The following is a 25,870-nucleotide window of genomic DNA, read 5'->3' as shown; positions in this document are numbered from 1 at the left end:
TCGACATCCGCGCATTGCACTTACTGTCAACTCGGCCTGATGTTATGTGCTTTATTTGCATCCAGAACGAGCAATAAAGAACATGTAACCTGATTATGCTGTGACGATCGCCACTCGGTCAAGCAGTGTTGGTCACAAATCGGCCACTTTCTCCGCTGCGCCAAAAAATGCCCCGCCTCCAGGCCTCGAATGCACGGTTCGTCGATTACGCCCCATATCAGAGTCGCATTTACCCGTGATTTGCGCGTTGCCCGGCAAATGCGTGTCCCCGCCTTGATCGCCAAGCGGGACATATGCCGGGTGCAATCAGGCCTTAACGCGCGTTCCCGCGAAAAGCGTCAAAAGCCTGTCGGTTTCCTGCGCCATTGCGTCACGGCCGCGTGCAAGGTATTTGCGCGAATCCACCACCGTCGGGTTCTCCTCGAGGTATTGGCGAATGGCGCGGGTGAAGAAGCCGTTCAGGTGTGTGGATACGTTGATCTTGGTCATGCCCGCGTCAATGGCGGCAACGATGTTTTCATCGCTCACGCCCGAGGAACCGTGAAGCACCAACGGCACGTCAAGGGCCGCGCGAATGCTGGCGATCAATTCGATGTCCAGCGCCGCCGAGCGATCAAGCATGGCGTGGGACGAACCCACTGCCACGGCCAAGGCATCGACGCCCGTGGCACCCACGAAGGAAAGTGCTTCCTGCGGATCCGTCCGCACGCCCGGTGCGTGGGCACCGTCCTTGCCGCCGATCTTGCCGAGTTCGGCCTCGACGTAGACGCCCGCGGCGTGGGCGTATTCAGCCACGCGCCTGGTGGCCGCAACGTTTTGGCCGTAGTCCAGGTGGGCGCCGTCGAACATGATCGAGCCGAAGCCCAGGTCAACCGCCGCGCGGGCCAGGTCTTCGGATTCGGCGTGGTCGAGGTGGACGGCAACCGGAACGCCGGCATTGCGTGCCGCGGCAAGCGTGGCCAACGCGATGGGTTCAAGCCCCCCGTGGTAGCTCACGCAATTTTCGGAAATCTGCAGGATCACCGGGGTTTGTGCCAGCTCGGCGCCGCGGATCAACGCCTCGGCGCTTTCCAAGTGGATGACGTTGAAGGCGCCTTGGCCGATGTTCGAGGCGCGGGCTGCATTCATGATTTCTGCGGTGTTGACCAGAGGCACTGTGGGTGTGTCCTTTCAAGGAGAGAAGGCGCGCTGCCTGTACGGCTAGCGCGCGGTTGAGGAGGTAAGAATGAGCGCCTGGGCCAATTCCGCGTGCGAGTCATGCAGCTCCCCGGCCGTCGGCATGAGCACGGCGGAGGCGGACCAGGCAGCCGCGCGGGAGAGAATCACCGAATCGTGGTCCTCGCGCCGGTGCAGCCCCACGGCGATGGCGGCAACCACCGAATCCCCGGCGCCGGTGGGGTTGCCCACCAGGGGTTCGGGCAGTCGGGCGGAAGCCCATTGCCCCGGGGTTTGGGCGGCAAAATGGAGCAGCCCTTCCTCGCCGGCACTTGCATAGACGTGCCTGGCACCCGCTTCCAGCAGGATCGCGGCGCCGGCATCCAACGAATCGGTGCCGGTGATCTCCCGCAGCTCGTGGTGGTTGGGTTTGAGCACGGTGGCGCCGGCGCGGGCCGCGGCCAGCAGCGCCGGTCCGGAGGTATCGATGATGCTGGGGATGCCGCGGCGTTCGGCTTCGCGCACGCACCACGGGTAGAAATCGCCGTCGGCACCCTCGGGCAGCGACCCGGAAGCGGCAAGAACGGTGACGCCATGGTCCAGCAGCTCGATAATCCGCGCGCGAACGGCTTCCCACTCTGCCGCGTCCAGCGCGCCGCCGCGTTCGTTGACCACGGTGGTGCGTCCGGTGGCGTGTTCGACCAGGGTGAAGCTGCGCCTGGTTTCCACGGCCACGGGAACCAGCGAATGCCGGACACCGGAGGCTTCAAGTTCCCTGGTGAACACCCGCCCGTTGGGCCCGCCCACGGGCGCCAATGCAATAACGGGGACGCCCTGGGCATGGGCGACACGGGCAACGTTCAGGCCCTTGCCGCCGGCCCTGCGCAACGGGGCATCGACCCTGTTGGTTCCGCCGACATCCAGGACTTCGAGGCCGTAGGTTTCATCGACCGCGGGGTTCGGGGTAATCGTCAGGATCACGCCCCGGCCCCCCGGGCTTCCTTGGCCTTGAGGAACGCGCCGCGCAGGCCAGCATCCTCGCCCAATTGCGCCGGAACGATGAGCGGTTCGCGGTGGTAGGAGAGCTTGCCGCGAACCGAGCGGCGCAGCGGTTCCAGCAATGCCTCGCCGGCCTGGGCCAGTCCGCCGCCGATAATGACGACCTCAGGCGCGATCGAGGCACACAGCTGCGCAATTGAGAAGGAAACCGCCTCGATCGCTTCGTTCCAGATCCTTGCCGCAATCGGATCTCCGGCGTTCATGGCCTCCAGCACCTCGCGGGCCCCGCGCACCGGCGTGCCGCTGGCCAGCGAATACCTTTTGGCGATGGCGCCGGCCGAACCAATGGTTTCTAGGCAACCATGTGCTCCGCAGGGGCACTCGAACCCGCCGGGCACGGCCGAGTGGCCCAGCTCCCCCGCATACCCTCCGGCCGAGAGCGGACGCCCGTCGACAAAGAGCGCAGCGGCAATGCCCGTGCCGATGACCAGCATGACCGCGTTGCGGACCTTGGTTCCCAACGCGGCCCCGGCACCGAACTGGAGTTCGGCTGCACCGGCGGTGGACACGTCGTGGCCGAAGCCCACGGGCAGGGCAAAGGCGTTTGACGTCATCTCCCGCAGCGGGGCGTCGCGCCAGCCGAGGTTCGCGGAGAACACGCCGAGCCCCTGTGCCTCGTCGACGATGCCGCAGACCAACAAGCCCACGGCTTCGGGCCGAACCGATGGCGTTTCCGCAAGGAGTTCGGCACCCAGTCCGTGGAGCTGGTCGACCAGCGATTCGGCCGGGTTGGCGGTGCCCCGGCGGGTGGGGACCCGGCGGATGCCCATCAGGTTTCCCGCATCATCGGACAACGCCGACTTGATGTCGGTGCCACCCACGTCAAAGAGCAGGTACGGAGGAGTCATGGTGTGTGGCACCCCGGTCTTTTCTTAGGCGTCTTCGGTGAGGATGACGGAGCGCGTCAGGTTGCGCGGGGCGTCGGGGTTCATGCCGCGGGCGCGGGCACGGTCCAGGGTGACGCGGTGGATGCGGGCCAGCTCCGCCAGCGGGTGCACCTCGTTGTTGAGGTACAGGGCGCCGGTGCGAACCATGTCCCCGGCCAATCCTTCCGGCTCCTCACCCAGCATCCAGGTCACGCGGTTGGGCGCGGCGATGGAAATGGGTCCGTGGCGGTAGTCCATGGCCGGGTAGGACTCGGTCCAGCCCTGGACCGCCTCGCGCATCTTCAGTGCTGCCTCGTGGGCCAGCCCGACGGTCCAGCCGCGTCCCAGGAAGGTGAACTGCTCCGCGTCGATCAGCTCCGCCGGGGTCTCGGCGGCGACCGCGGCGCGGGCATCTGCCACGGCGTCGGTCAGGTCGACGCCGACGCTGGTGAGCAGGTAGGCCAGCGCGGTGGTGGCAAAGCGGGTCTGCACCACCGATTCCTCGTCGGCGTAGGGCAGCTCAACAACGGCATCGACCTTGGAAACGATCGGGGAGCTCGTATCGCCGATGATGGCGACGGTCGGGATGGAGCCATCCAACTCGGCCAGCAGGGCCAGCACCTCGGAGGTGGTGCCCGAGCGGGTGATTGCAACCAGAACGTCGTAGTCTCGGGTGGCAATGAAGGCCTCCGAGGCGGCGAAGGCATCCGTGACGCCCTTGCCTGCTGCCTCGCGGGCGGTGGCGTAGGACTGCGCCATGAACCAGGAGGTGCCGCAACCGACGACTGCCACGCGGGCGCCATCGGAGGGCAGCAGGTTCTCCGCCTTGGCCTGGGCGATCGCTCGCTCCCACATTTCCGGCTGCGAGGTGAGTTCGATATCCATGTGGTAACCGAGCTGGTTGTTGTCGCTCAAGACAGTCTCCTTCTGTGGCCCCGGTCGCCCACGGCGGCCGGGAATGGCAAGATCTTCACATCTATGATTGCTTATGATCGTTTAACTTGTCTAGCGATCATAAAAACTCTCATTGCTTCGTGTCTTGGATCCGCCGGAGTTCGTCCCCTTTGCTGCCGCGGACATGCGCCACCCGCGCAGACTTCCCCGAATCGTTAAATGAGAAAGCGCCAGTCGGCAACAGCCGCACCGGTTACGGTGGTGGCTGCGCCGGCTGGCGCTTTCCGCGGTTACTACCGGGAATTAGACGAGTGCGGCAAGTGCTGCATCGTAGTTCGGCTCGATGGTGATTTCCTCAACGACCTCGTTGTGGATCACCTCGCCGTCTTCGTTCAGGACGATGACGGCGCGGGCCAGCAGGCCGCGCAGCGGGCCCTCGATCTGGGTCAGGCCGAAGTCAGCGCCGAAGTCGGAGCGGAAGACGGAGGTCGGAACGACGTTCTCGATGCCTTCGGCACCGCAGAAACGGCCCAGGGCGAACGGGAGGTCAGCGGAAACACACACGACGGTGGTGTTGTCCAGGCCGGCTGCAAGTTCGTTGAAGCGGCGAACCGAGGCGGCGCAGGTGCCGGTGTCCACGGACGGGAAGATGTTCAGCACTACGCGCTTGCCACGCAGGTTTTCGCTGGTCACATCGCTGAGGTCGGTGCCGGTGAGGGCGAATTCGGGAGCCAGGGCGCCAACGGCCGGCAGCTCGCCGATGGTCTGGACGGGGGTTCCTTTGAATGCAGTAATAGCCATGCTCCCTGTTTATCACGAAGGCGCTTGCCGACACGAAGCAGGGCCTAAAGTTTCCCTGCCGCCAGAACCCCTGCCCGGAAGACGGGCCCCGTGAGATTCATGCCCGGTCGGTAAGCAAGGTGCGCGACGCTTGGCGCATTGAGCAACTGGATGTCCGCACGCTTTCCCACCTCCAGCGACCCCACCCGGTCCTGCACGCCCAGGGCCAGCGCTCCCCCGTAGGTGGCCGCGGTGATGGCTTCCTCGATGCTCAGTCGCATCTGCAATACGGCTGTGGCCACACAAAATGCCATCGACGAGGTGTACGACGTGCCCGGGTTGCAGTTGGAGGCGAGCGCGATCTGGACGCCGGCGTCGATCAGTTCGCGGCCCGGAGCCAGGGGCTGGCGGGTGGACAGGTCGCAGGCCGGAAGGCAGGTGGCAACCGTCCCCGCGGTGCCGGTGCGGGTTGCCGCGTCCCAGCCCTTCCAGGAACCTGCGAGCGCCGTCACATCCGCGTCATCGAGGTAGTTCACGTGGTCGACACTCTTGGCGCCGAATTCGACGGCAAGCAGGGTTCCCGGGCCCGGGCCCAGCTGGTTGCCGTGGACGCGAAGCCCCAGCCCGGCCTTGGCGCAGGCCTCGAGCACCTGGCGGGATTGGGCCTCGTTGAAGGCGCCGCGCTCACAGAAGACGTCGGCGAACTGCACGTAGGGGGCCACGCGCTCCAGCATTTCCCCGCAGACCATGTCCGTGTACTCCTGTGCGTCCATCCCGGCGGGAACCAGGTGCGCCCCCAGGAACGTCACCTGGTCCGCCACTGTCGAGGCGATGCGGGCGTGCCGAGCTTCCTCCTCCACGCTGAGCCCGTAGCCGGTCTTGGTTTCCAGGTAGGTGGTGCCGCCGGCAAGGGCCTCTGCGGCCCGGCCCATGACCAATCGGGTGAGGTCATAGTCGCTGGCGGCAGTGGTGGCGGCCGTGGTGACGGCAATGCCGCCGGCCGCGTAGTCCTGTCCCGCCATGCGGGCCACGAACTCCTGGCTGCGGTCCCCGGCAAAGACCAGATGCGTGTGCGAGTCCACCCAGCCCGGCAGCGCCGCCCGGTGGCCCGCGTCGATCACGATGTCCGCTTCCGGGGCGTCGGCGAGCGGGCCGATCCAGGCGATGTTTTCACCCTCGACGAGGATTGCCGCGTCGCGGATTACCGATTGCGTGGCGTCGGCGGTGAAGACCTCCGCAATGTTTGTAATCAGTGTGCTGTTCGGTGCGGTGCTCATGAAAACTCCGGATGGGTGTCGAAGAAGGCTGCGTACAGTGCGGCGGGATCGCCCAGCCGGGTGTGGATGCCGTTGACGGCAACCAGTTCCCCGTTGATGTGGACCTCCGCAATGTCCGCGGCGGTGGCGGTGAGCGGGAGCTGTGCGGGACGGGATCCGGCGGTGCGGACCGAGTCGGTGGCCACGACGATGTGGTCACCGTTGTCCGGCAGGCCCAGCGAGCGCAGACCGGCCTCGCGGGCAGCCGCCGAAATTTCCGTGGGCGAGAAGCGTCCGCGCTGTCCGCTGCGCAGCCGCTCCCCGTGTTCCAGCGCGCGCTGCTCCAGGTAGGGGTCGAGCACCGCGTGCTGGTCGCTTCCCAGGCAGATGCTTGCACCGGCGTCGGCAAGCTCGCGGGCCGGGCCGATCCCGTCGCCCAGGTCCGCCTCCGTGGTGGGGCACATGACGATGCCGGCGTTGCCGCGACCCAGCGCCGCGATGTCGGCATCGCTCAGGTGCGTGGCGTGCACCGCCGAGAGCCGCGCGCCCACCAATCCGGCATGTTCCAGCAACCCGGTGGGTGTCATCCCGTACGCGTTTTGGCAGGCGTGGTTTTCCGCGGGCTGCTCGGAGAGGTGCACGTGCAGCGGCAGCGCGAGGTCCAGCATGGAGGCGATCGTTTCCAGGTCGGCGGGGGCCAGCGCGCGCACCGAATGGATGGCGGCGCCCAAGGTGAGCAAGCCGGCCCCGGCATCGAGTTCCTTCAACGCGATTGCCAGGCGGCCGTGGCGTTCGAGCCACGCGGCGGCGGTTCCGTCGCTGAAGCGTTGCTGGGTCTGATCGAGCGGCAGCACCGATCCATCGGCAGCCAACCCGCCCTGCAGGTAGCAGGTGTCAAGCAGCACCAGGCGGATGCCGGCGGCCAGGGCTGCCCGGCCCAGTGCCAGTTCCATGGCGTGCGGCTCGGTGTCCGAGCCCTCCGCCCCGTAGGGCGTCCCGTCGTATTGGTGGTGCAGGTAGTGGAATTCCCCCACGGCGCTGTACCCGGTGGCCACCATCTCCGCGAAGACGGCGGTGGCAAGCTGCTGGTACCCGGCGGGGGTCAGCGCATGGGCGTAGCGGTACATGTGCTCGCGCCAGGTCCAGAAGGTCCCGGCTCCCCCGTCGGCGCCCTCGTGGGTTCGGCCGCGAAGGATCCGGTGGAATGCGTGGGAGTGCGCGTTGACCGGCGCGGGAACCCGCACGGTTTTGGCGCCGGAGTTGGCTGAGTGGCTCACAGCAGGTCCTCCAGGACGTCGGCGAGCGCCGCAACGCCGGCATCGGCATCGTCGTGCTCCACGTATTCCTCCGGCGAGTGGCTGATGCCCGAGGGGTTGCGCACGTAGATCATGCCGGAGGGAACCTCAGCGGCCAGCACCCCGGCGTCGTGCCCGGCACCGGTGGGCAGCAACGGGGCCCCGGGGACGAGCCGGTGCACGGACTTCTCCAGCGCACGGGTCAGCGCCGGGTCGAAGTTCACGGTCCCGGACAGGGACTCCTCGGTGAGCGCCACCGAGCAGCCCTCGAACGCGGCGATCTTCTGCGCCTGCCCGTGGATCTTTTCCACCAGCATGGCCGTCACCGCGTCGTCCGGGTGGCGCACGTCCAGCCAGAGATCGACGCGAGAGGCGATCACGTTGGTGCCGCCGGGGACCGGTTCCAGCCTTCCGACGGTGGCCCGGGCGTCGGCCTGCAAACGTGCGACCTCGCGGACTTTGACCACCAGCTGGGCTGCGGCAACCATGGGGTCCGCCCGGTCGATCATCAGCGTGGTGCCCGCGTGGTTGCCCTGGCCGGAAAAGCTCAGCCGCCAGCGCCCGTGCCCCAGGATGGAGCTGCCGATTGCCACGGCCGGCCCGCGGCCCGCGGCGTCGGTGAATTCCTCGGTGTTCAGCCCGCGTCCCTGCTCCACGTGCAGTTCGATGAAGTCGCCGATCAGGGCGAGCGTCGCCTCGTCCCTGCCCATGAGCGCCGGGTCCAGTCCATTGGCCGCGGCAACGTCGGCGAAGGTGTTGCCCTGTGCATCGCGCAGGCTCAGCGCCTTGGCCGGGTCGATCGCGCCGGTGAGCAGCCGCGAGCCCAGGCAGGCGACCCCGAAGCGCGACCCCTCCTCCTCCGGGAAGACCGTGAGGGCCAGCGCCCTGTTGCGCTGCAGGTCGCCGCTGGCCTCGCGTGCTGCAAGCACGTCGAAGGCCGCCAGCGCGCTTGCCACACCCAACGGCCCGTCGAAGGCGCCGCCTCCGGGCACGGAGTCCAGGTGCGAGCCGGTGACCAGGGCGCCGCGGCGGGAGTCGGAGTCCCTGGCGGAGCCGGGAAGGTCCCACCAGGCCCAGATGATGCCGTTGGCATCGGTGGAGACCTCAAGGCCGCGGGCCGCGGCTTCGGCGACAAACCATTCGCGCAGCGTGATCTCGGCGGACGAGTACACCGGGCGCGAGTATCCGCCGCGTTTGGCGTCCCGCCCCTCGTCGCTGATTGCTGCCAACAGGGAATTTACTGTGCTCACTGGGTTTGTCGTCTCTTTCATCTCGCACGCGTTCGTCTTCAACGGGTTCGGGGGGTCTTCTTCGGCGGGCCGGAGGTTGCAACGACATGCGGGCGCGGCCGTTGCTGCGCCCGCATGTCGTTGCCGCCGGTTGGTTGTGCCCTGTTTATTCTGCCGGGTCCGGTGTTACTCGGACATCGGGATGCGCACGCCGCGCTCGTGCGCGACCTCGATGGCGCGCTCGTAGCCGGCATCCACGTGGCGGATCACGCCCATGCCCGGGTCGTTGGTCAGCAGCGCCTCGAGCTTGGCCGCGGCCAGCTCGGTGCCGTCCGCCAGCGATACCTGTCCTGCGTGGATGGACCGGCCGATGCCGACCCCTCCCCCGTGGTGGATCGAGACCCAGGTGGCGCCGGAGCTGGTGGCGGTCAGGGCATTGAGCAGCGGCCAGTCTGCGATGGCGTCCGAGCCGTCCTTCATGGATTCGGTCTCGCGGTACGGGGAGGCCACCGAACCCGAGTCGAGGTGGTCGCGGCCGATCACGATCGGCGCGGAGACCTTGCCCTCGGCAACCAGCTTGTTGAATAGCACACCGGCCTTGGCGCGGTCACCGTAGCCCAGCCAGCAGATGCGGGCCGGCAGGCCCTCGAACTCGACGTGCTTCTGGGCGGCGTCGAGCCAGCGGTGCAGGTGCTCGTTCTCCGGGAAGAGTTCCTTCAGCGCCTCGTCGGTGACGCGGATATCCTCCGGGTCCCCGGAGAGTGCAACCCAGCGGAACGGGCCCAGGCCCTCGCAGAAGAGCGGACGGATGTAGGCCGGGACGAAGCCCGGGAATTCGAACGCGCGGTCGTAGCCGCCCTGGCGGGCCTCGTCGCGGATGGAGTTGCCGTAGTCGAAGACCTCGGCGCCGATGTCCTGGAAGCCGACCATCGCCTCCACGTGGCGGGCCATGGAAACCTGTGCTTTCTTGGTGAAGCCCACCGGATCGGCCTGTGCTTCGGCGTCCCACTGCTCCAGCGTGTACTCGACCGGCAGGTAGCTCAGCGGGTCGTGCGCGCTGGTCTGGTCGGTGACGATGTCGATGGCGATTTCGCCGGCCTCCTGGCGGCGCAGCAGTTCCGGGAAGACCTCGGCGGCGTTGCCCACGTAGCCGACGGAGAGCGCACGGCCCTCGGTCTTCGCGGCGGTGACCTTGGCCAGGGCGGTGTCCAGGTCCAGCTCGACCTCGTCCAGGTAGCGCTTGCCGGCGCGGCGGCGCAGGCGCTCCTCGGAAACGTCGACGATCAGGCAGGCGCCGCCGTTCAGGGTGACGGCCAGCGGCTGGGCACCGCCCATGCCGCCGCAGCCGCCGGTCAGCGTCAGGGTGCCGGCCAGCGTGCCGTTGAAGCGCTTCACGCCGATCGCGGCGAAGGTCTCATAGGTGCCCTGCAGGATGCCCTGGGTGCCGATGTAGATCCACGATCCGGCGGTCATCTGGCCGTACATCATCAGGCCCTCGGCCTCGAGCTTGCGGAACTCGGGCCAGGTGGCCCAGTCCCCCACCAGGTTGGAGTTGGCGATCAGCACGCGCGGGGCCCACTTGTTGGTGCGGAAGACACCGACCGGCTTGCCCGACTGGATCAGTAGCGTCTCGTCCTCTTCCAGGTCCGTCAGCGTCTTGATGATCGCATCGTAGGCCTCCCAGGATCGTGCCGCACGGCCGGTGCCGCCGTAAACGACCAGGTCTTCGGGGCGCTCGGCGACCTCCGGGTCGAGGTTGTTCATCAGCATGCGCAGCGGGGCCTCGGTGGCCCATGACTTTGCTGTAAGTGTGGTGCCACGCGGGGCTCGGATGACGCGTGTGGGATCGTGCTGGGTGAAGCTCATGGATCTGTTCTCCTGGTCCTGGTGTTGCTGGATGGGTACTTTTCTTGCTGCTTACTGATGGTTGGTGAGTGCAGGTTGCTGCTCGATGGTTGTTGCGGGTTGGTCCACTGAAGGGTTTGCCGCGCCGGCCCCAAAGAGTGCGCGAGCCTCGGCGGCAACCAATCCTCCGATGCGCGCGATCCCCTCGGGGGTCATGCGGTAGCTCGGAGCCACCACCGAGATGGCTGCCACCGGGCCGGTATGGTCGATGGCCCCGGGCGCGCCCAACTGCCGGAGCGGGGCAGCGATCGCCGTGACATCTTCTTCGACGCCGCGATCGGAAACCGCGTAACCGCATTCGGGGGTCTGCCCGGCAAAAACCACACCAAGGCTTGACCCCGCCAACGGCACGCTGCGACCCACCCACGAGGCGTGGCGCACCGAGTGGGTGCCCTCCGCGATGGCCAGGTAGACCGCATGGTCGTTGCCCGTGCCGTGGTGTCCGCGCACCGAAAGATAGGCCGACTCCCCCGTGGCATCCACGAGCCGCTGCAAGGCGGGCGCCGCCAAGTGGATCAAGGACTCGTGGCTCAACGCCTGCGCACCGAGCTGGACCAGCCTCAGGCCGGGACGGTATTCGCCGTCCTCGTCCTTGCGGACAAACCCGCTGTTTTCCAATGTGCGCAGAAGGCGCAATGCCGTTGAAGCGGAAAGTTCCGTCTCGCGGGCCACCCCTGCCAGAGACACGGCCCCGGCGTCGCATACTGCCCCCAAAAGTTGCAGGGCACGTTCCACGGTCCTGGTCGCTGCTTCAGCCACGGGGATATCCTCCAATAAAGATGGTTCTGGGTGTACTGGGTCGCGAGTATTTTTTACACTTTTGAACCAATCCGCACCGGCCGGGGGCTTGCCCCGAACCTGCTTATGCGTTTCACTTATTGAAACGCTAATTTCACCCATTGGCAAGAGCGAGAAAATTTTTGGCTCGCACAAGACCACTGACAGCTGATCTTCAGAAGGAAAAGCACATGAACGCCAGCATCACCCTCTCAACCGGTGCAGTCACCGTCTCGACCGGCGCATTGCTTCCGCGCGAAGTCGTCAACGTCGCCCGCCACCTCGCCCCGGTCGAGCTCTCCGCACAGTCGCTGGCAGCCATGGAGGAATCCCGCGCAGTCATCGACGCCTTGGTCACCGACACCGTCCCGCATTACGGCGTCTCCACCGGGTTCGGCGCGCTGGCCACCAAGCAGATCCCGATCGAGCTGCGCGCCCAGCTGCAGCGTTCGCTGATCCGCTCGCATGCAGCATCCTCCGGCGCCGAGGTGTCTCGCGAAGTCATCCGCGGCCTGATGCTCAACCGCCTCTCCACCATGGCCACCGGTCGCACGGGCGTCCGCCCGGTCGTCGCCCGGACCTACGCCGCGCTGTTGAACGCACAGATCACCCCGGTTGTCGGCGAATACGGCTCGCTGGGCTGCTCCGGCGACCTGGCCCCGCTCTCGCACTGCGCCCTGGCCGTCATGGGCGAAGGCAAGGTCCGCAACGCCGCCGGCGAACTCGTGGATGCCTCCGCGGCCCTTGCCGCGGCCGGCATCGAGCCCGTGGTGCTGGCCGAAAAGGAAGGCCTGGCGCTGATCAACGGCACCGACGGCATGCTTGGCATGCTGCTGATGGCAGCCTCCGACCTGCACGACCTGGTCAGCGTCGCCGACCTCTCCGCCGCCATGAGCGTCGAGGGCCTGCTGGGCACCGATGATGTCTTCGCCCCCGACCTGCACACGCTGCGCCCGCACCCGGGCCAGATCGACTCGGCAGCCAACATGCGCACCGTACTCGCCGGCTCCGCACTGCTGGCCGAACAGAAGGCCGGGGCACACAAGTTCACCCGCGTGCAGGACGCATACTCGCTGCGTTGTGCCCCGCAGGTCCACGGCGCTGTGCGCGCCACGCTGGCCCACGCCGAAAACGTCGCGTCCATCGAACTGGCCTCGGCCATCGACAACCCCGTCGTCACCCCCGACGGCCGCGTCGAATCCAACGGCAACTTCCACGGCGCCCCGATGGGCTATGTGTTGGACTTCCTGGCCATCGCCGTCGCCGACCTGGCCTCCATCTCCGAGCGCCGCACCGACCGCTTCCTGGACACCGCCCGCAGCCACGGCCTGAACGCCTTCCTGGCCGATGACCCGGGAGTCGACTCCGGCCACATGATCGCCCAGTACACGGCTGCAGGCATCGTCTCCGAACTCAAGCGCCTTGCCGTTCCGGCCTCCGTGGATTCCATCCCGTCCTCCGCCATGCAGGAGGACCATGTCTCCATGGGCTGGCATGCAGGCCTCAAGCTGCGCAAGGCCATCGACGGTCTGGCCCGCGTGCTGGCCATCGAGCTGCTCACCAGCGCCCGGGCGCTGGACATGCGTGACGGCGGCCTGGCAACCAGCAAGTCCTCTCCGGTCATCACCGCGGTGCGCGAGGCAATCCGCACCAAGGTCGAGGGGCCTGGCACCGACCGCTTCATCTCCCCCGAAATCGAGTCGGTGTTCCAGCTGGTCACCGATGGTACGCTGCTCGCGGCCGCCAACGCCGCGGCCCCGAGCCCGCTGGCCTAGCCGCCTCCGCCAATCGACGAAGGACCATTCCCATGGATGCCCCACAACCCCTGTCTCTGTCCCCCGGCACCGTCATCGCCTACTCCGGGATCAGTCCCGCACCCTGGCGCAACGGCGGCGGGGTGACCCGGCAGATCGTCTCGGGGAAGTTGGGCGTCTTGGGAACCTTGGAAGCCGTTCCCGGCGACGGTTGGGACTGGCGGCTGAGCATTGCCGACGTGGAAAGCGAGGGGCCGTTCTCGGCATTTGCCGGGATGACCCGGATCCTGACTGTCATTGAAGGCGAAGGTCTGGCGATCAACATCGACGGGGTCGAGCAGCGGCTGGGCAGGTACGAGCCGCTGCAGTTCGACGGCGGTGCCGCCACCAGTTCGACGCTGCCTGCCGGGCCGATCAGGGACTTCAACCTGATTACCCGCAGCGGAACAGTAAACGGACAGATAGACATCGAGGAGCTGTCCCCGGAGCACCCGCGGAAGCTTTTCGCGGGCCAGCTCGGCGTGCTGCTTCAGGGCCGGGCACGGTTGTTGGCCGGCGAGTCCAAGCATCGGCCTCTGGAGCGCTACGACACCGTCGTCGGCGGCGGTGAAGATGCTCCCGCCATCACCGGCAGCGGCCTCCTGGCCGTGGTTTCGTTGCAAGAGGGCAGGCCGTAGAGGCACCGGGTCTTACACGTGGGTCCCGTCGCCAGACCGGGACCCGCCTTTTTCCCCGAAGTGCCACGGACGCCAATAATGGGTAGCATGCCGCTTTCCGCACTTCTTGGTTTCGCCGGGCTCTCGCTGGTGATTGTTCTTGCACCCGGTCCCGACACGTTTCTGTTGCTTCGCTACGCCCTGAACCGTCCCCGCAACGGCGTTGCAGCCGCACTGGGCATGATGGTTTCGATCATGGCCTGGGCAGCTCTGGCCGGTCTTGGCGTCGCCGCGTTGCTGCAGACCTACCCGGCCATCCACCAGGGAATCGCCGTAGTCGGCGGCCTGTACCTGCTCTATCTGGGGCTCGGTTCCTTCGTCAAGGCGCGGTTCTTGGCCGGAGCCACCGCTGCGACGGCCCGAACCACCACCAGATCCATCACCGCCGCGGGCACCACGGAATTCACGTTCATGCAGTCGGTCCGCGCGGGGGCGCTCTCCTCGGCGTTGAACCCGAAGCTCGGCCTGTTGTTCCTGGCCCTGATGCCGCCATTCATCCCTGCCGGTTCCAACATGTTGGTCTCCGCGTTGACGCTCGGCGCCGTGTTCGCGGTGATCGGCTTCGCTTATCTCATGCTGCTGACCTTCATCGCGGCCCGGGCCATGGCCTGGTTCAAGAGTCCGGCCGTCAGCATTTGGTTGGAACGTGTTTCCTCCGCGGCACTTGCCATCATGGGTGCCGTGGTGCTTGTCGGGGCATTCTCCTCGCACTAAGAACCGGTGGACTCCCCCTGCGGAAGTCAGCCGGCCGCCCGGTGGCATTTCGCGAATGGCTGCCGGACAGTGCCTACCCTGATAGTGGTTGGCATGCCGTTCTCCGCTCTTTTGGGATTTGCAGGGGTTGCTCTGGTGGTGGCGCTTTCCCCGGGGCCAGATACCTTCCTGCTGCTTCGATACGCCCTGAACCGCCCGCGCAACGGAGTGGCCTCCGCCATGGGCATGATGGTTTCGATCATGGGCTGGGCTGCCCTGGCCGGACTTGGCGTCGCGGCACTGTTGAAGACCTACCCGGCAATCCACCAGGGCATCGCCGTAGCCGGCGGCCTGTACCTGCTCTATCTCGGGCTGGGTCCCCTCATCACGGCCCGGTTCCTGGCCGGTGATACCTCAGCCACCGCCCGGATCGCCACCCGGTCGCTCGCCTCGAACGCCGGGGAATTCACTTTCCTGCAGTCGTTCCGGGCCGGCATGTTGTCCTCGGCGTTGAACCCCAAGCTCGGGCTGCTTTTTCTGGCCCTGATGCCGCCCTTTATCCCGGCCGGTTCCAACCTGTTGGGTTCTGCGTTGTTACTCGGCCTGGTGTACACCGTGATTGGATTCGCGTATCTCATGGCGCTCACCTTCGTCGCAGCCCGGGCCGTGGCCTGGTTCAAGACCCCCGCGGTCGGCGTCAGGTTGTAGCGCATTTCCTCTGCAGCGCTCGCCATCATGGGTGTTGTGGTGCTCGTCGGGGCCTTCCCTTCCCACTAAGCTCGATGCATGAGCCCGACAAATACTTCGCTGGTAACCGGCGCGATCATTTCCCTGGCAACCGCACCCAAGAAGCCGTGGGGCCAAGGACAAGGCCAAGTCCGCGATATCGCCACGGGCAGACTCGATGCCGACGGCACCTTGGTTCCCTATACCTCCAACGACTGGGACTGGCGCCTGAGCGTGGCTTCCATCGAAAAAGCCGGCGACTTCACGCCCTATGACGGTTTTGACCGCACTTTGACGGTGATCGCCGGAGAATTGCTCGAGCTCAGCATCGACGGGACCAAGCAGGCCGTCGAACTCTACCGGCCGCTGAAGTTCCACGGAGGCAGCGCCACCAGTGCCGCACTGCCCACCGGCGAGGTACTGGCCTTGAACCTCATCACCCGAACCGGCGCCGTGCGCGGCAATGTCAGAATCGTCGAGCTTTCCAAGAAGCGCGAGCAGCACCTCTTCGGCTCGCAGTTCGGCGTCTTGCTCCAGGGCAAGGCCGCTGCCCTCCAGGCCGGCAGCGAACGCGCGCTTGAACTGCGCGACACTGTCATCGGCGGCGAGGAAGACTCGCCGCGCATCAGCGGCCGCGGGTTCATGGCCGTGGTTTCCCTCGACCTACCCTGAGAATTACGGCAGGAAACCGGCCGCAGACTTGGCCGGGAAACCCGCCGAACCGGCCGGGAAATAGTCGATCATCCACAGAGATGCGACGAAGGCCAGCGTCTATGTCGGAGGGGTGCTCGGCACACAGTCCCTGCTTCTGCCGGCATCCCGGTGCCAGCTCAGCGACTGCCCCGGCGATTGACGGAGCAGCCTCACTGGCGTTCCTTGGACGCCATATAACGCCCGGGTAACGCCCTGAATGGATACTGCAAACACCTGGTTGTCATGGATCCTTCACCCCGGGCGGCATTCTTCGGAGACATGAATTGTAGGAGGAAGCAATGCCCATCGACGCCGCACTGTTTTCCGGCACGAAATGCTTCCGGCAACCGCTACGTCCGCGTCACCCGTGGCGACACCGGACCCGGCACCGTGGACCCCGGCTACCCGGCGCACATCTCCAACTGGGGCTGGCCCGGCAGCTTCGGTCAATAGGACCTGCCCATAGGCGGCCGGCGGGCAGACAGTCAACCAGCCAGGCGACACCGGCCACGACGTTGCGGTGGGTCCGGTTCCTCACCGTGGCGTTCGCCGTCCACCCCGTGGACACACCCGTGATCAAATACAGGAAATCGCCCTCGGCCATGGCCGCAGTGCGCGGCGGTGTCGACTTCGATGAGCCCGGGCCTCGCTCCATGGGCGTCCCGGACCAGCGGAACTCGATAGGGGCGCGCACCATCCACCCGGGCCGGGTCGATGGCAACGACGCCGACGGGTACCTTGCGGCCCGCAGCGCCTCGAGGTGCTGGTCGACCGTGGCCGCGGACGTGGCCACCAGCTCATCCCAGACCGGACCGGTGAGCAGCCCGGCCACGGGGCCGAGCTCGCTCAAGTGGACGAACCGCTCCAGCAGGTCCCCATCACCGCCACGAGGTATTTCCCGCACGGCTCGCCACACAGCCCGCAGGCGAGTTCGAACGTTTCTGCCGTCGTGTTTTCGGGGTTGTAAAAAGTGCAACCCTTTGAACAACACCTCTGAAGCAATGGAACGTCGCCACGCTGCCCACTACCCCGGGCTCTTGACCACGCGCCTCAACCGATACCTTCCGTTGGAGGAAAGGTCGACGCGCAGTGCTCGGACAACACTTTGGACGGTCGCTCTCGGAGACATGGGGCAATGCCTGGAAGAACCGGCGCCGCGGCCCGAGGTCCCCGTTCTGGATAACGTCGCCGAGCCGCCATCCCAGCCCTGAATGCCCAAATGAGACACTGGTTTGACGAACTCGCATTCGGGCGCCGCTGCCGACCATTTGATCGGGCAGGCATTCCCTACCCTCACCCTGTCGGCAACCACCGGGGAAACAATCTCACCGGCCGAATTCTCGATCGGTTCATTCGTGCTGTTCATCTACCCGCGGACAGGGCGGCCCGATCGCGTCGAACCACCCGAGTGGTCACTTGTCCCATGGGCAAAAGGATGCGCGCCGGAATCCTGCGAATTCCGCGATCTTTCGGCGGACTACGCGGCCATCGGGTTCCGCATCTACGAACTCTCAAACCAGGACACCGGATACCAGTGCGAGGCCGTGAGCCGTTGGCACCTGTCCTACCCGTTGCTCTCGGACCCAGGGTTCTCATTGTCTGCGGCGTTGGGCCTGCCGACGTTCGAGTTCGAAGGCGACCGGATCCATGTGCGCAGCACCCTTGTCGTCCAGAACGGCACGATTACTCACGCGCACATCGGCGTCACCGAGGCAGCATCACACCCACGGTCGCTCCTTGCCCAACTCCAAGTCGGCCGATGACGCCTCGAAGCCGCCGCGGCATCGAAGGAAGCGTCGCGTCAACCCGTTGCCATGGCGACGCCTTTGCAGGAGGCGGTTCCCCGGCAGGGATTACCCTGGCACGGATCCCGTGATTCATTCAACAGTTGCCGCCCCGTTGCCCAGAAATGGCGCCGGTGGATTATCTCTCTGCTGCGGGCGCTTCGCCTCCCGGGCTTAGGTCCGCTTTTTGGCGCGATCCGGCTACTATGCGTTTTTCAAAACGTCTGTCATACTCCGCAATTCGCGGTCAACTACCGACATGTCGAATGTAACAAACAAAAATTTTCTCGAATACCTGCAACCGGTCAGGGATCTGCGGGCGCGACTCGTGAGCGAGCGGCCAAAAAATGGGCACAGACCCCTTGTTGAACCGCATCGTTACTAGTCGGAATGGAGTTAATAAAAACAGTGCACTTTATGGCTTCGTTCGGTTCAGCTCTTCAGTATCACACTCAGATGGGAACGAAAATCCGGCTGGCGTGAAAGTCAACCGCTTTACGTCAGAATGAGACGCACGACACGGTCATCTGGGGTACACGCGTTGTTCACTGAATCACACTATGTTGGCTGGACTTGAAGATGGAAACGTCGAACCCGAACCGGTCGATCTGCGGCACCCGCCACAGATGACATTCGGGGGAGGTTGGATTTCACCTGATTGCCGGGATTCCGGTGCAATCCGCTTAGACGCGGAAAGCGCCACTCCCCGGCAGTCCGGAGTTGCCCGCCTCCGCAAGATTCGGTGTTCTCCCAATGGAAGGAGTATGACATTGACCGCACGTGCGAACAAGGCCACTAAGAAGATCGGCCAGCCGAGTCAGATCACCAAGATTGTGGCTAAATCCACGGCTTCCAAGAACACAGTTGCGGGAGGCTCTACCTCGGCAAAAACCGCAGCGGCCTCCCAGCCGGTGTCCGCGACCTCCCGTGATGTTTCCGAAGTAGCGGCCAAAGAAGTAGCGGCCAAACCAACCATGGCTGCGCCTACGGCAACAAAGCCTGTAGCTGCGGCAGCCGCACCTACAGCCGCTCCATCGACCCAAGCCACCGCCACGAAGCCCGTGACGAAGGCAACCTCTACAGCGACCAAGACGGGCCCCGTAGCGACTACGGCTGCGACGACCGCAACAGAGAAGCCGGCCGCGGCATCCGCGGCCACAACCGCTCCCTCGGCCCAAGCCACCGCCACGAAGCCTGCAGCGAAGGCAACCGACACCGCGACCAAGACGAGCCCCGTAACGCCTACGGCTTCGACGACCGCAACAGAGAAGCCGGCCGCGGCATCCGCGGCCACAACCGCTCCCTCGGCCCAAGCCACCGCCACGAAGCCTGCAGCGAAGGCAACCGACACCGCGACCAAGACGAGCCCCGTAACGCCTACGGCTGCGACGACCGCAACGGGAAAGCCGGCCGCAACAACCACGGCCACAACCACTCCCACGGCCCAAGCCACCGCCGCAAAGCCCGCAGCGAAGGCAACCGACACCGCGACCAAAACGGGCACGACAACGACGGGAAAGCCGGCCGCAGCAACCACTCCCTCCGTCCAAGCCACCGCCGCGAAGCCCGCAGCGAAGGCAACCGACACCGCGACCAAGACGGGCACGGCAACGACTGCGGCCGCGACGACGGCCGCGACCGTGAAAACGGCCAACGCTGCGACCAAGCCGGCCGCTGCAGCCACCACGTCTTCCCTGTCCACCCCGGCTGCGGCCGAGAAGCCGGCCGAGAAAACCCCCGGTACCGCCACCAAGCCGGCTACCGGACAGAAGCCGGCCGCGATTGCGGAAAAGCCAGTGGCAGTTTCCGCCCAGACACCCGGCACGAAGCCGGCAGCCAAGACCGCGGCCAAGACCGGCGTCGCGGACGTTGCCGCACCGGCCGAAAAGCGTGTGGCCTCGGAGCCCATGCCGCGCGCGACCCCGACCGGTCCCGAGGCACCCGAGGCAACCATCGGCACCGATGCAGCCTTCGCCTCCACGGCACCGGCGGTCACCCACCCGCAGAAGCTGCGCAACATCTCCGAGGTCCGCCACTTCTTCCGCACCAACGACGTGCCCGTCTTCTTCATCGGCGCAACCCCGTTCAACCTGCTGGGCCTGGATCGCTGGGTGCGGAACTTCACCTACGTCAGCTACTACAACGCCTGGGACGGGGCCCACCCGCGGGTCTTCACCCCCGCGCACAAGCCGTACCGTGAATTCGAATCGGGCGAGGAGATCAACAACTGGTTGCTGCTCAACGCCGAGGTCCGGGCCCGCATGGCCAGGGACCTGCGTCCGGGCGTGCGCCCGAAGGTCGCCATGGTCTTCTTCAACGAGGAAACCGAGCAGATCTGCAACGAGCTTGGGTACGACCTGATCCTGCCGTCGGCAGAGCTCCGCCGACGGCTGGATTCCAAGATCATCACCACCCAGCTCGGCAACGAGGCCGGTGTGCCGTCCGTGCCCAACGTCCTGACCAAGGGAAGCGACTGGACGACCCTGCGCCAGGAGGCCGACAAGGCCGGGCTCGGGAACGAACTGGTCGTCCAGACCCCCTACGGGGATTCGGGCAAGACCACGTTCTTCATTGCCAACGAGGCCGAATGGGACAAGCACGCCGAGGAGATCGTCGGCGAGGAAATCAAGGTCATGCGCCGGATCAACAACCTGGCGGTTGCTGTCGAGGCAGTGCTCACGCGTTCGGGCACCGTGGTGGGCCCGTTCCTCGCCGAGCTGGCGGGTCACAGCGACCTCACCCCGTACCCGGGCGGCTGGTGCGGCAATGAAATGCACCCCGATGTCCTCACCGCCTCGCAGCGCGCCCGTGCCATGGAGCTTGTCCAGCGCATGGGCGACCGGCTGGTCGTGGAGGGCTACCGCGGCTTCTTCGAGGTCGACGTGCTGGTGGACCTCGACACCGACGAGGTCTACCTGGGCGAGCTGAACCCGCGCATTTCCGGGGCCAGCGCCATCACCAACGTGACCGCCGGAGCCTACGCCGACGTCCCGCTGTTCCTCTTCCACCTGCTCGAATACATGGACGTGGACTTCGACCTGGACGTCAACGAGATCAACGAGCGCTGGGAGGCCCTCTCGGGGGCCGACGTGTGGAGCCACATGATCATCAAGGAAACCTCGGACAGGGTCGAACTGCTCACCGCGACCCCGGCCACCGGCCTGTACTACCTGGATGCCACGGGCGCCCTGGTCTTCAACGGGGCGGCCCTTGACTGGCACCTGCTGCAAAACGAGTCCGAGGCGTTCTTCCTGCGCGTCTACGGGCCCGGCGACTACCGCTGGAAGGGCGCCGACCTGGGAATCCTGGTCACCAAGGGCCGGCTGCAGATCGACAGGAACGGGACCTCGCAGCTGAGCATCAGGGCCAAGCACTTCATCGACTGCATCAGGTCCGGATTTGTCGGGCTGCCTTTGGATGGGGCGGTGACGGCCGACTATGCCGTGGGTGCCGGGGTTAAAACCCCGGGGTAGGGCCCGGATCAGGCAACGCCGCAACACTGCGGCAATGGAAAGGCTGCGAAGTAGCAGCATCGAAAGCGCCATGGCGGTGCAGCAGCGCAATGCTGCACCGCTGTGGCCACGGAACGGAGCATTAGTGGACGGCACGAACCTGGATCACCTCCCACCGGGGGTGGACATGAAAAACTGGCAGATGCCCGAGAACCTGCGTTGGTCCTTTCAGCACATCGCCGATTTCCTGCCCACCTCGGTGATCTCGCGGGGGCAGGGGCTGGCCGTGGCGCTGCCCGCCGCATACCGCGATCTGGATTCGATCACGGTGCCGGGCACCGAGCCGGACGGGGAGGACTCGAGCGTGGGGTCGGTCATGGGCGCCACGGACACCGACGGGTGGATGGTGCTGCACCGCGGAAGGGTGCTCAACGAGGCGTACTTCGGCGAGATGGGGGCCAATACGTCGCACCTGCTGATGTCGGTGAGCAAGTCGCTCATCGGCGCGGTCGCCGGTGCGCTGGCCGATTCCGGGGTGTTGGACCCCGCAAAGCCGCTGACCGCGTACGTACCGGAGCTGGCCGACACCGGTTATGCCGAGGCCACGGTGCGCGACCTGCTGGACATGCGCTCGGGCATCGGGTTTTCCGAGAACTACCTGGATCCGTTCGCCGAGGTGCGGATGCTGGAGGAGGCGATCGGCTGGGCACCGCCGGCCGCCCCCGGGCCCGTCGGCCTCTACCCGTACCTGATGACGCTGCGGCAAAAGACCGCCCATGGCGGGGCCTTCGAGTACCGTTCCTGCGAGGCGGACATGCTCGGGTGGATCTGCGAGGCTGCTTCCGGGGAGTCCATGCCCGAGCTGATGTCCCGCGTGTTGTGGGGCAGGATCGGCGCCGAATCCGATGCCACGATCGGCATCGACCAGTTCGGCACCGGGATGTTCGACGGCGGGATCAACGCCACGCTGCGCGACCTGGCCCGTTTCGGGTCGCTGTTCCTGGACGGCGGGCGAGCGCTTAACGGCGAGCGGGTGCTCTCCGAGGCATGGGTCGGGCAGACGCTCGAGGGGGCGCCGGATTCCCGCGAGGCCTTCTCCAACAGCCCGGGCGACAACCGGATGCCCGGCGGGATGTACCGCAACCAGATGTGGTTCCCGTACGCGGGCAACGACGTGGTGCTCTGCCTGGGTATCCACGGGCAGATGATCTACATCAACCGGCCCGCAAAGATGGTGGGGGTGAAGCTGTCCAGCTGGCCGCTGCCGCAGGACGCCGCCAAGCTCTTTGCCACCCTGCGGGCCTTCGACTCGATCGCCGCAACCCTGGAATGAGCGGTTCCGTTTTTACCCCACGGGCGGTTGGCCGTCTCCTCCCGACCCGCCCGTGGGTGGTCGCTGTCTGTTCCCGGCGATCCCGAATCTCTTACTGGCCAACTGACGTCCGGCTCGGACGCACCCTAGAATCGGAGCAGCCGTGAAGGCCCCCGCAGTGAAACTTGATGACGAATACCCAACCCCCAGCAACGTCTGGAGGCTGCGCACCGACGCTTGGGAATACCTCGGCTATGCGGCCAAGCAGCTGCACGGCATCACCGACCCCACCCAGGCCGAAAACGGCTTGATCTCCGAGGTCCGGCGCCAGCTGCGCGTCCTGGAGGCCGTCGAAACCTATTGGGCGGTTCCGGGCAGCGCGTACGTGGCGGCGCTTCGTGCGCGGATCGAGGAAAACGACCACGCCGCGGCCCTGGCCCTGGTCGAGGCCGTGACCCGCGGTTTTGCGCGCTTCGACCCCGAGCCCGAGGACCACGCGGCGGATCAGGATTCCCCCGCCCGTGTCCTGGAACCGGCCAGGCCGGGGGCGCCGGACCCGCGGCCGCGCTTCGAGGTACTGGTCATCGACGACATGTCCGAGACGCTGCGCGAGGATGTCGTCGCCGAGATGCTCCGCCAGCGCCGGAACACCGACGCCTTCGCCTACGACGTGAACGTGGTGCCGAGCCTCGAGGACGCACTCATCGCGGTGCTCTTGAACCCCACCATCCAGGCCTGCATCCTGCGCCCCGGCTTTTCCGTGCCGACCCGGCACCGGCCGAGTGACGACCTGCGCAAATACCTCGATGCCCTGATCGACCCCGGCGTTGCGGTTTTCCCGCCCAGGGAACGGATCCTGAGGCTGGCCGACCTGCTCAAGGAGCTGCGCCCGGAGCTGGACCTGTACCTGGTGGCCGACGTGTCCATCGAAGAGCTTGCCGGGTCCTCGAGCCGGAGATTCAACAGGCTCTTCCGCCGCGCGGAGTCCATGGAGCTTCACCTCTCGCTGCTGCGGGGCGTGGCCGAACGCTTCAAGACCCCGTTCTTCGACGCCGTGCAGCACCACAGCCGCAAGCCCGCTGCGGTCTTCCACGCGCTGCCGATCTCCCGCGGCGGCTCCGTGGTCAATTCCAGGTGGATCAAGGACATGGGCGAATTCTACGGCCTGAACCTGCTCCACGCGGAAACCTCCGCCACCTCCGGCGGGCTCGACTCGCTGCTGGACCCGCGCAGCTCCATCAAGGGCGCCCAAGAGCTGGCGGCGCGCGCCTTCGGGGCCCGGCGGACGTACTTTGTCACCAACGGCACCTCCACCGCCAACAAGATCGTGCACCAGTCCATCGTTGCCCCGGGCGACGTGGTCATCGCGGACCGCAATTGCCACAAGTCCCACCACTACGCGCTCATGCTCGCCGGCGCGCAGGTCGCCTACGTGGACGCCTACCCGCTGGACGAGTACTCCTTCTACGGCGCCGTGCCGCTGAAGACCCTCAAGGGCATGCTGCTTGACTACCGCCGTGCGGGCCGCCTCGACGAGGTCAAGATGGTCACGCTGACCAACTGCACCTTCGACGGCATCGTCTACGACGTCCAGCGCGTGATGGAAGAATGCCTGGCCATCAAGCCGGACCTGGTCTTCCTCTGGGACGAGGCCTGGTTCGCGTTCGCCGGGTTCCACCCCATCTACCGGCGGCGCACCGCCATGGCCGCGGCCGGGGCCCTCGAGGCCAACTTCAAGGATCCCGAATACATTGCACGCGCCAAGGCCCAGCGGGAGGCACTCTTCGACCCCGAGACCGGCCAACCGGTCGACGACCAGGCGTGGCTCTCCACCAGGCTGCTGCCCGACCCGGAGACGGCCAGGTTGCGCGTCTACGCCACGCAGTCGACGCACAAGACGCTGACCTCGCTGCGCCAGGGGTCGATGATCCACGTCTTCGACCAGGACTTCAGCCACCTCAACGAGGTGACCTTCCGCGAGGCCTACATGACCCACACCTCCACCTCGCCGAACTACCAGATCCTGGCCTCGCTGGACATCGGCCGGCGCCAGGCCGAGCTGGAGGGCTACGAGCTGGTCCAGCGCCAGGCCTACCTGGCCCAGTCCGTGGCCCGGATGGTGGCGCGCCATCCGCTGCTGAAGAAGTACTTCCGGGTGCTCAACACCCACGACCTGATCCCGGAGGAGTTCCGCACCACCCGCAGGCCCATGCCGCTGCAGGACGGGATCGCCGCCATGGACGAGGCCTGGCGCACCGACGAGTTCGTGGTGGACCCCAGCCGGCTCACCCTGCACATTGGGCGGACCGGGGTGGACGGCGACACCTTCAAGCACAAGTACCTGATGGACCTGCACGGGATCCAGGTCAACAAGACCTCGCGGAACACCGTGCTGTTCATGACCAACATCGGCACTTCGCGCAGTTCGGTGGCCTACCTCATTGACGTGCTGGTCAAGCTCGCCGAGCGCTTTGAGCGCGAACGGGCCGACTTGAGCCCGCTGGCCCTGGAAGCGCGCACGGAGAAGATCGCGGCATTGATCGGCACTCCGCCGCCGCTGCCGGACTTCAGCCGCTTTGCCGATCGGTTCCGCAGCGACGGCCAAACGATCGACGGGGACATCCGCGCGGCGTATTTCACCACCTACAAGACCGGCAGTTGCGGCTACCTGATGCCGCACCAGTTGGCCGATCGTGTCCTCGCCGGGGACGAGGTGGTTTCCGCCGGGTTCGTGACACCCTACCCGCCGGGGTTCCCGATCCTCGTGCCGGGGCAGGTCGTCACCAAGGAGATCCTCTCCTACATGGAGGCCCTCGATACCCGCGAGATCCACGGGTTTGACCCGAACCTGGGGTACCGGATCATCAACGAGCTCCCGGTCCGCACGGCCGGGGCCTGAGGCTTCCGGCCTGAGGCGATCCGCATGGGGCATCGATTTGGGGGCGGATGCCCCATGCGGACGTGTTCTCAAGCCCGAGGCCGGACCACCAGGACGGGGCAGGCTGCGTGGCGCACACATTGCTCGCTCACGGAGCCCAGCAACATTCCCGTGAAACCGCCGTGCCCGCGGGTTCCAACCACCAGCATTCGGGCATTCCGCGAGTGCTCGATGAGGCTCTTGGCGGGAGGTGCGTGGACGGGCTCGTAGGCCACCTGGACCTTGTCGAACTTTTCGACGGTGCCCTTGAGGGTGAGAATCATTTCCTCGCGCACCGCGGTGGTGTACTCGTCAAACGAGGACACGTAGCCGTATTCCCATTTGGCCGGCTTTGGTGCAGTCAGGATCGACCAGGATCGGACCACGACGACGGGTGCGGAGAGTTCCGCTGCGAGCTCCATGGCCATGGTGAATGCATGGCTTGCGCCCTTGGATCCGTCATGGCCGACAACGATGCTGTTGCTCGATGCCGGTTCCGGCAGCGGATTTGTACTATTAAACGTGTTTTCGTTGTTCATTGCGTTTCTCCTTGGTGGTTGTGCTGGCGGGCGTTCGGGTTGGTCGGAGGCTCCACGCACCTGGGGCG

At 66.2% G+C, this 25,870-nt stretch carries 21 protein-coding genes; 9 read left to right on the top strand and 12 right to left on the bottom strand.

What is annotated here, in order from left to right:
• Nucleotides 1-306 precede the first annotated feature (306 nt).
• The 10 genes from JOF47_RS02750 to JOF47_RS02705 all read right to left on the bottom strand — a co-directional run bounded on the left by JOF47_RS02750 (nt 307) and on the right by JOF47_RS02705 (nt 11,198).
• Complete coding sequence (locus JOF47_RS02750; RefSeq protein WP_209995804.1) at nt 307-1,155, bottom strand: class II fructose-bisphosphate aldolase; 849 nt, start codon at nt 1,153-1,155, stop codon at nt 307-309.
• A 45-nt stretch (nt 1,156-1,200) separates the two neighbouring features.
• Nucleotides 1,201-2,136 (bottom strand): 1-phosphofructokinase family hexose kinase, encoded by a 936-nt coding sequence (locus tag JOF47_RS02745; RefSeq protein WP_209995803.1) that lies wholly within the window; start codon nt 2,134-2,136, stop codon nt 1,201-1,203.
• Nucleotides 2,133-3,062, bottom strand: coding sequence for an ROK family protein (locus tag JOF47_RS02740; RefSeq protein WP_209995802.1), 930 nt, complete (start codon nt 3,060-3,062; stop codon nt 2,133-2,135). The genes JOF47_RS02745 and JOF47_RS02740 overlap by 4 nt, the downstream gene beginning before the upstream one ends.
• A 24-nt stretch (nt 3,063-3,086) precedes the next feature.
• The gene (locus JOF47_RS02735) at nt 3,087-3,965 is read right to left on the bottom strand and encodes an SIS domain-containing protein (protein WP_210001346.1); all 879 of its coding nucleotides are present in this window, start codon (nt 3,963-3,965) and stop codon (nt 3,087-3,089) included.
• 312 nt (nt 3,966-4,277) lie between these two features.
• A complete protein-coding gene (gene tpx / locus JOF47_RS02730; RefSeq protein WP_209995800.1) occupies nt 4,278-4,775 on the bottom strand; it encodes a thiol peroxidase in 498 nt (165 codons plus the stop codon).
• A gap of 44 nt (nt 4,776-4,819) precedes the next feature.
• The gene (gene hutI / locus JOF47_RS02725) at nt 4,820-6,031 is read right to left on the bottom strand and encodes an imidazolonepropionase (protein WP_209995798.1); all 1,212 of its coding nucleotides are present in this window, start codon (nt 6,029-6,031) and stop codon (nt 4,820-4,822) included.
• Nucleotides 6,028-7,287, bottom strand: coding sequence for a formimidoylglutamate deiminase (locus tag JOF47_RS02720; RefSeq protein WP_209995796.1), 1,260 nt, complete (start codon nt 7,285-7,287; stop codon nt 6,028-6,030). Before JOF47_RS02720 ends, hutI begins: the two co-directional genes overlap by 4 nt.
• Nucleotides 7,284-8,555, bottom strand: coding sequence for an allantoate amidohydrolase (locus JOF47_RS02715; protein WP_342592690.1), 1,272 nt, complete (start codon nt 8,553-8,555; stop codon nt 7,284-7,286). Before JOF47_RS02715 ends, JOF47_RS02720 begins: the two co-directional genes overlap by 4 nt.
• Nucleotides 8,556-8,720: 165 nt before the next feature.
• Entirely contained in the window at nt 8,721-10,400 is a 1,680-nt protein-coding gene (gene hutU / locus JOF47_RS02710; protein WP_209995794.1) for a urocanate hydratase, read from the bottom strand.
• A 51-nt stretch (nt 10,401-10,451) separates the two neighbouring features.
• Complete coding sequence (locus JOF47_RS02705) at nt 10,452-11,198, bottom strand: IclR family transcriptional regulator (protein ID WP_209995793.1); 747 nt, start codon at nt 11,196-11,198, stop codon at nt 10,452-10,454.
• A gap of 209 nt (nt 11,199-11,407) precedes the next feature.
• On the opposite strand from JOF47_RS02705, the gene hutH reads away from it, so the two are divergent.
• The 6 genes from hutH to JOF47_RS02675 all read left to right on the top strand — a co-directional run bounded on the left by hutH (nt 11,408) and on the right by JOF47_RS02675 (nt 17,561).
• A complete protein-coding gene (gene hutH / locus JOF47_RS02700) occupies nt 11,408-12,991 on the top strand; it encodes a histidine ammonia-lyase (protein WP_209995792.1) in 1,584 nt (527 codons plus the stop codon).
• Between the two features lie 32 nt (nt 12,992-13,023).
• Nucleotides 13,024-13,647 carry a HutD/Ves family protein gene (locus tag JOF47_RS02695; RefSeq protein ID WP_209995791.1) on the top strand — a complete coding sequence of 208 codons (624 nt, stop codon included), beginning with the start codon at nt 13,024-13,026 and terminating at the stop codon, nt 13,645-13,647.
• Between the two features lie 87 nt (nt 13,648-13,734).
• Nucleotides 13,735-14,400 (top strand): LysE family translocator, encoded by a 666-nt coding sequence (locus JOF47_RS02690; RefSeq protein ID WP_209995790.1) that lies wholly within the window; start codon nt 13,735-13,737, stop codon nt 14,398-14,400.
• A 69-nt stretch (nt 14,401-14,469) separates the two neighbouring features.
• Entirely contained in the window at nt 14,470-15,087 is a 618-nt protein-coding gene (locus tag JOF47_RS02685) for a LysE family translocator (RefSeq protein ID WP_209995787.1), read from the top strand.
• Between the two features lie 78 nt (nt 15,088-15,165).
• Nucleotides 15,166-15,777 carry a HutD/Ves family protein gene (locus tag JOF47_RS02680; RefSeq protein WP_209995786.1) on the top strand — a complete coding sequence of 204 codons (612 nt, stop codon included), beginning with the start codon at nt 15,166-15,168 and terminating at the stop codon, nt 15,775-15,777.
• 1,253 nt (nt 15,778-17,030) lie between these two features.
• Nucleotides 17,031-17,561 (top strand): peroxiredoxin, encoded by a 531-nt coding sequence (locus tag JOF47_RS02675; RefSeq protein ID WP_209995785.1) that lies wholly within the window; start codon nt 17,031-17,033, stop codon nt 17,559-17,561.
• An 838-nt stretch (nt 17,562-18,399) separates the two neighbouring features.
• On the opposite strand, the gene JOF47_RS02670 is transcribed toward JOF47_RS02675, so the two are convergent.
• Nucleotides 18,400-19,266, bottom strand: coding sequence for a hypothetical protein (locus JOF47_RS02670; protein ID WP_209995784.1), 867 nt, complete (start codon nt 19,264-19,266; stop codon nt 18,400-18,402).
• On the opposite strand from JOF47_RS02670, the gene JOF47_RS02665 reads away from it, so the two are divergent.
• From JOF47_RS02665 to JOF47_RS02655, 3 genes are all read left to right on the top strand, one after another.
• Nucleotides 19,223-21,055, top strand: a complete 1,833-nt coding sequence (locus tag JOF47_RS02665) for a biotin carboxylase (RefSeq protein ID WP_342592689.1) — start codon at nt 19,223-19,225, stop codon at nt 21,053-21,055. The genes JOF47_RS02670 and JOF47_RS02665 overlap by 44 nt on opposite strands.
• Nucleotides 21,056-21,221: 166 nt before the next feature.
• Nucleotides 21,222-22,367 (top strand): serine hydrolase domain-containing protein, encoded by a 1,146-nt coding sequence (locus JOF47_RS02660; protein WP_245356226.1) that lies wholly within the window; start codon nt 21,222-21,224, stop codon nt 22,365-22,367.
• Between the two features lie 142 nt (nt 22,368-22,509).
• A complete protein-coding gene (locus JOF47_RS02655) occupies nt 22,510-25,245 on the top strand; it encodes an aminotransferase class I/II-fold pyridoxal phosphate-dependent enzyme (RefSeq protein WP_209995783.1) in 2,736 nt (911 codons plus the stop codon).
• A 68-nt stretch (nt 25,246-25,313) separates the two neighbouring features.
• On the opposite strand, the gene JOF47_RS02650 is transcribed toward JOF47_RS02655, so the two are convergent.
• Nucleotides 25,314-25,802: a universal stress protein gene (locus JOF47_RS02650; protein WP_209995782.1), complete on the bottom strand. Its 489-nt coding sequence runs from the start codon at nt 25,800-25,802 to the stop codon at nt 25,314-25,316.
• Between the last annotated feature and the right edge of the window lie 68 nt (nt 25,803-25,870).

It is taken from the genome of Paeniglutamicibacter kerguelensis, from assembly GCF_017876535.1.
Taxonomy (GTDB): domain Bacteria; phylum Actinomycetota; class Actinomycetes; order Actinomycetales; family Micrococcaceae; genus Paeniglutamicibacter; species Paeniglutamicibacter kerguelensis.
Note: the sequence above shows the minus strand (reverse complement) of the source record. Positions and strands in the feature narration are given on the sequence as shown.

Excerpts from the sequence above, each read along its gene's own strand:
- hutH (WP_209995792.1), top strand. The coding sequence starts at position 11,408 with ATGAACGCCAGCATCACCCTCTCAACCGGTGCAGTCACCGTCTCGACC.
- JOF47_RS02695 (WP_209995791.1), top strand. The coding sequence starts at position 13,024 with ATGGATGCCCCACAACCCCTGTCTCTGTCCCCCGGCACCGTCATCGCC.
- JOF47_RS02690 (WP_209995790.1), top strand. The coding sequence starts at position 13,735 with ATGCCGCTTTCCGCACTTCTTGGTTTCGCCGGGCTCTCGCTGGTGATT.
- hutU (WP_209995794.1), bottom strand. The coding sequence starts at position 10,400 with ATGAGCTTCACCCAGCACGATCCCACACGCGTCATCCGAGCCCCGCGT.
- hutI (WP_209995798.1), bottom strand. The coding sequence starts at position 6,031 with ATGAGCACCGCACCGAACAGCACACTGATTACAAACATTGCGGAGGTC.
- JOF47_RS02660 (WP_245356226.1), top strand. The coding sequence starts at position 21,222 with ATGAAAAACTGGCAGATGCCCGAGAACCTGCGTTGGTCCTTTCAGCAC.
- JOF47_RS02740 (WP_209995802.1), bottom strand. The coding sequence starts at position 3,062 with ATGACTCCTCCGTACCTGCTCTTTGACGTGGGTGGCACCGACATCAAG.
- JOF47_RS02680 (WP_209995786.1), top strand. The coding sequence starts at position 15,166 with ATGAGCCCGACAAATACTTCGCTGGTAACCGGCGCGATCATTTCCCTG.
- JOF47_RS02650 (WP_209995782.1), bottom strand. The coding sequence starts at position 25,802 with ATGAACAACGAAAACACGTTTAATAGTACAAATCCGCTGCCGGAACCG.
- JOF47_RS02735 (WP_210001346.1), bottom strand. The coding sequence starts at position 3,965 with ATGGATATCGAACTCACCTCGCAGCCGGAAATGTGGGAGCGAGCGATC.
- tpx (WP_209995800.1), bottom strand. The coding sequence starts at position 4,775 with ATGGCTATTACTGCATTCAAAGGAACCCCCGTCCAGACCATCGGCGAG.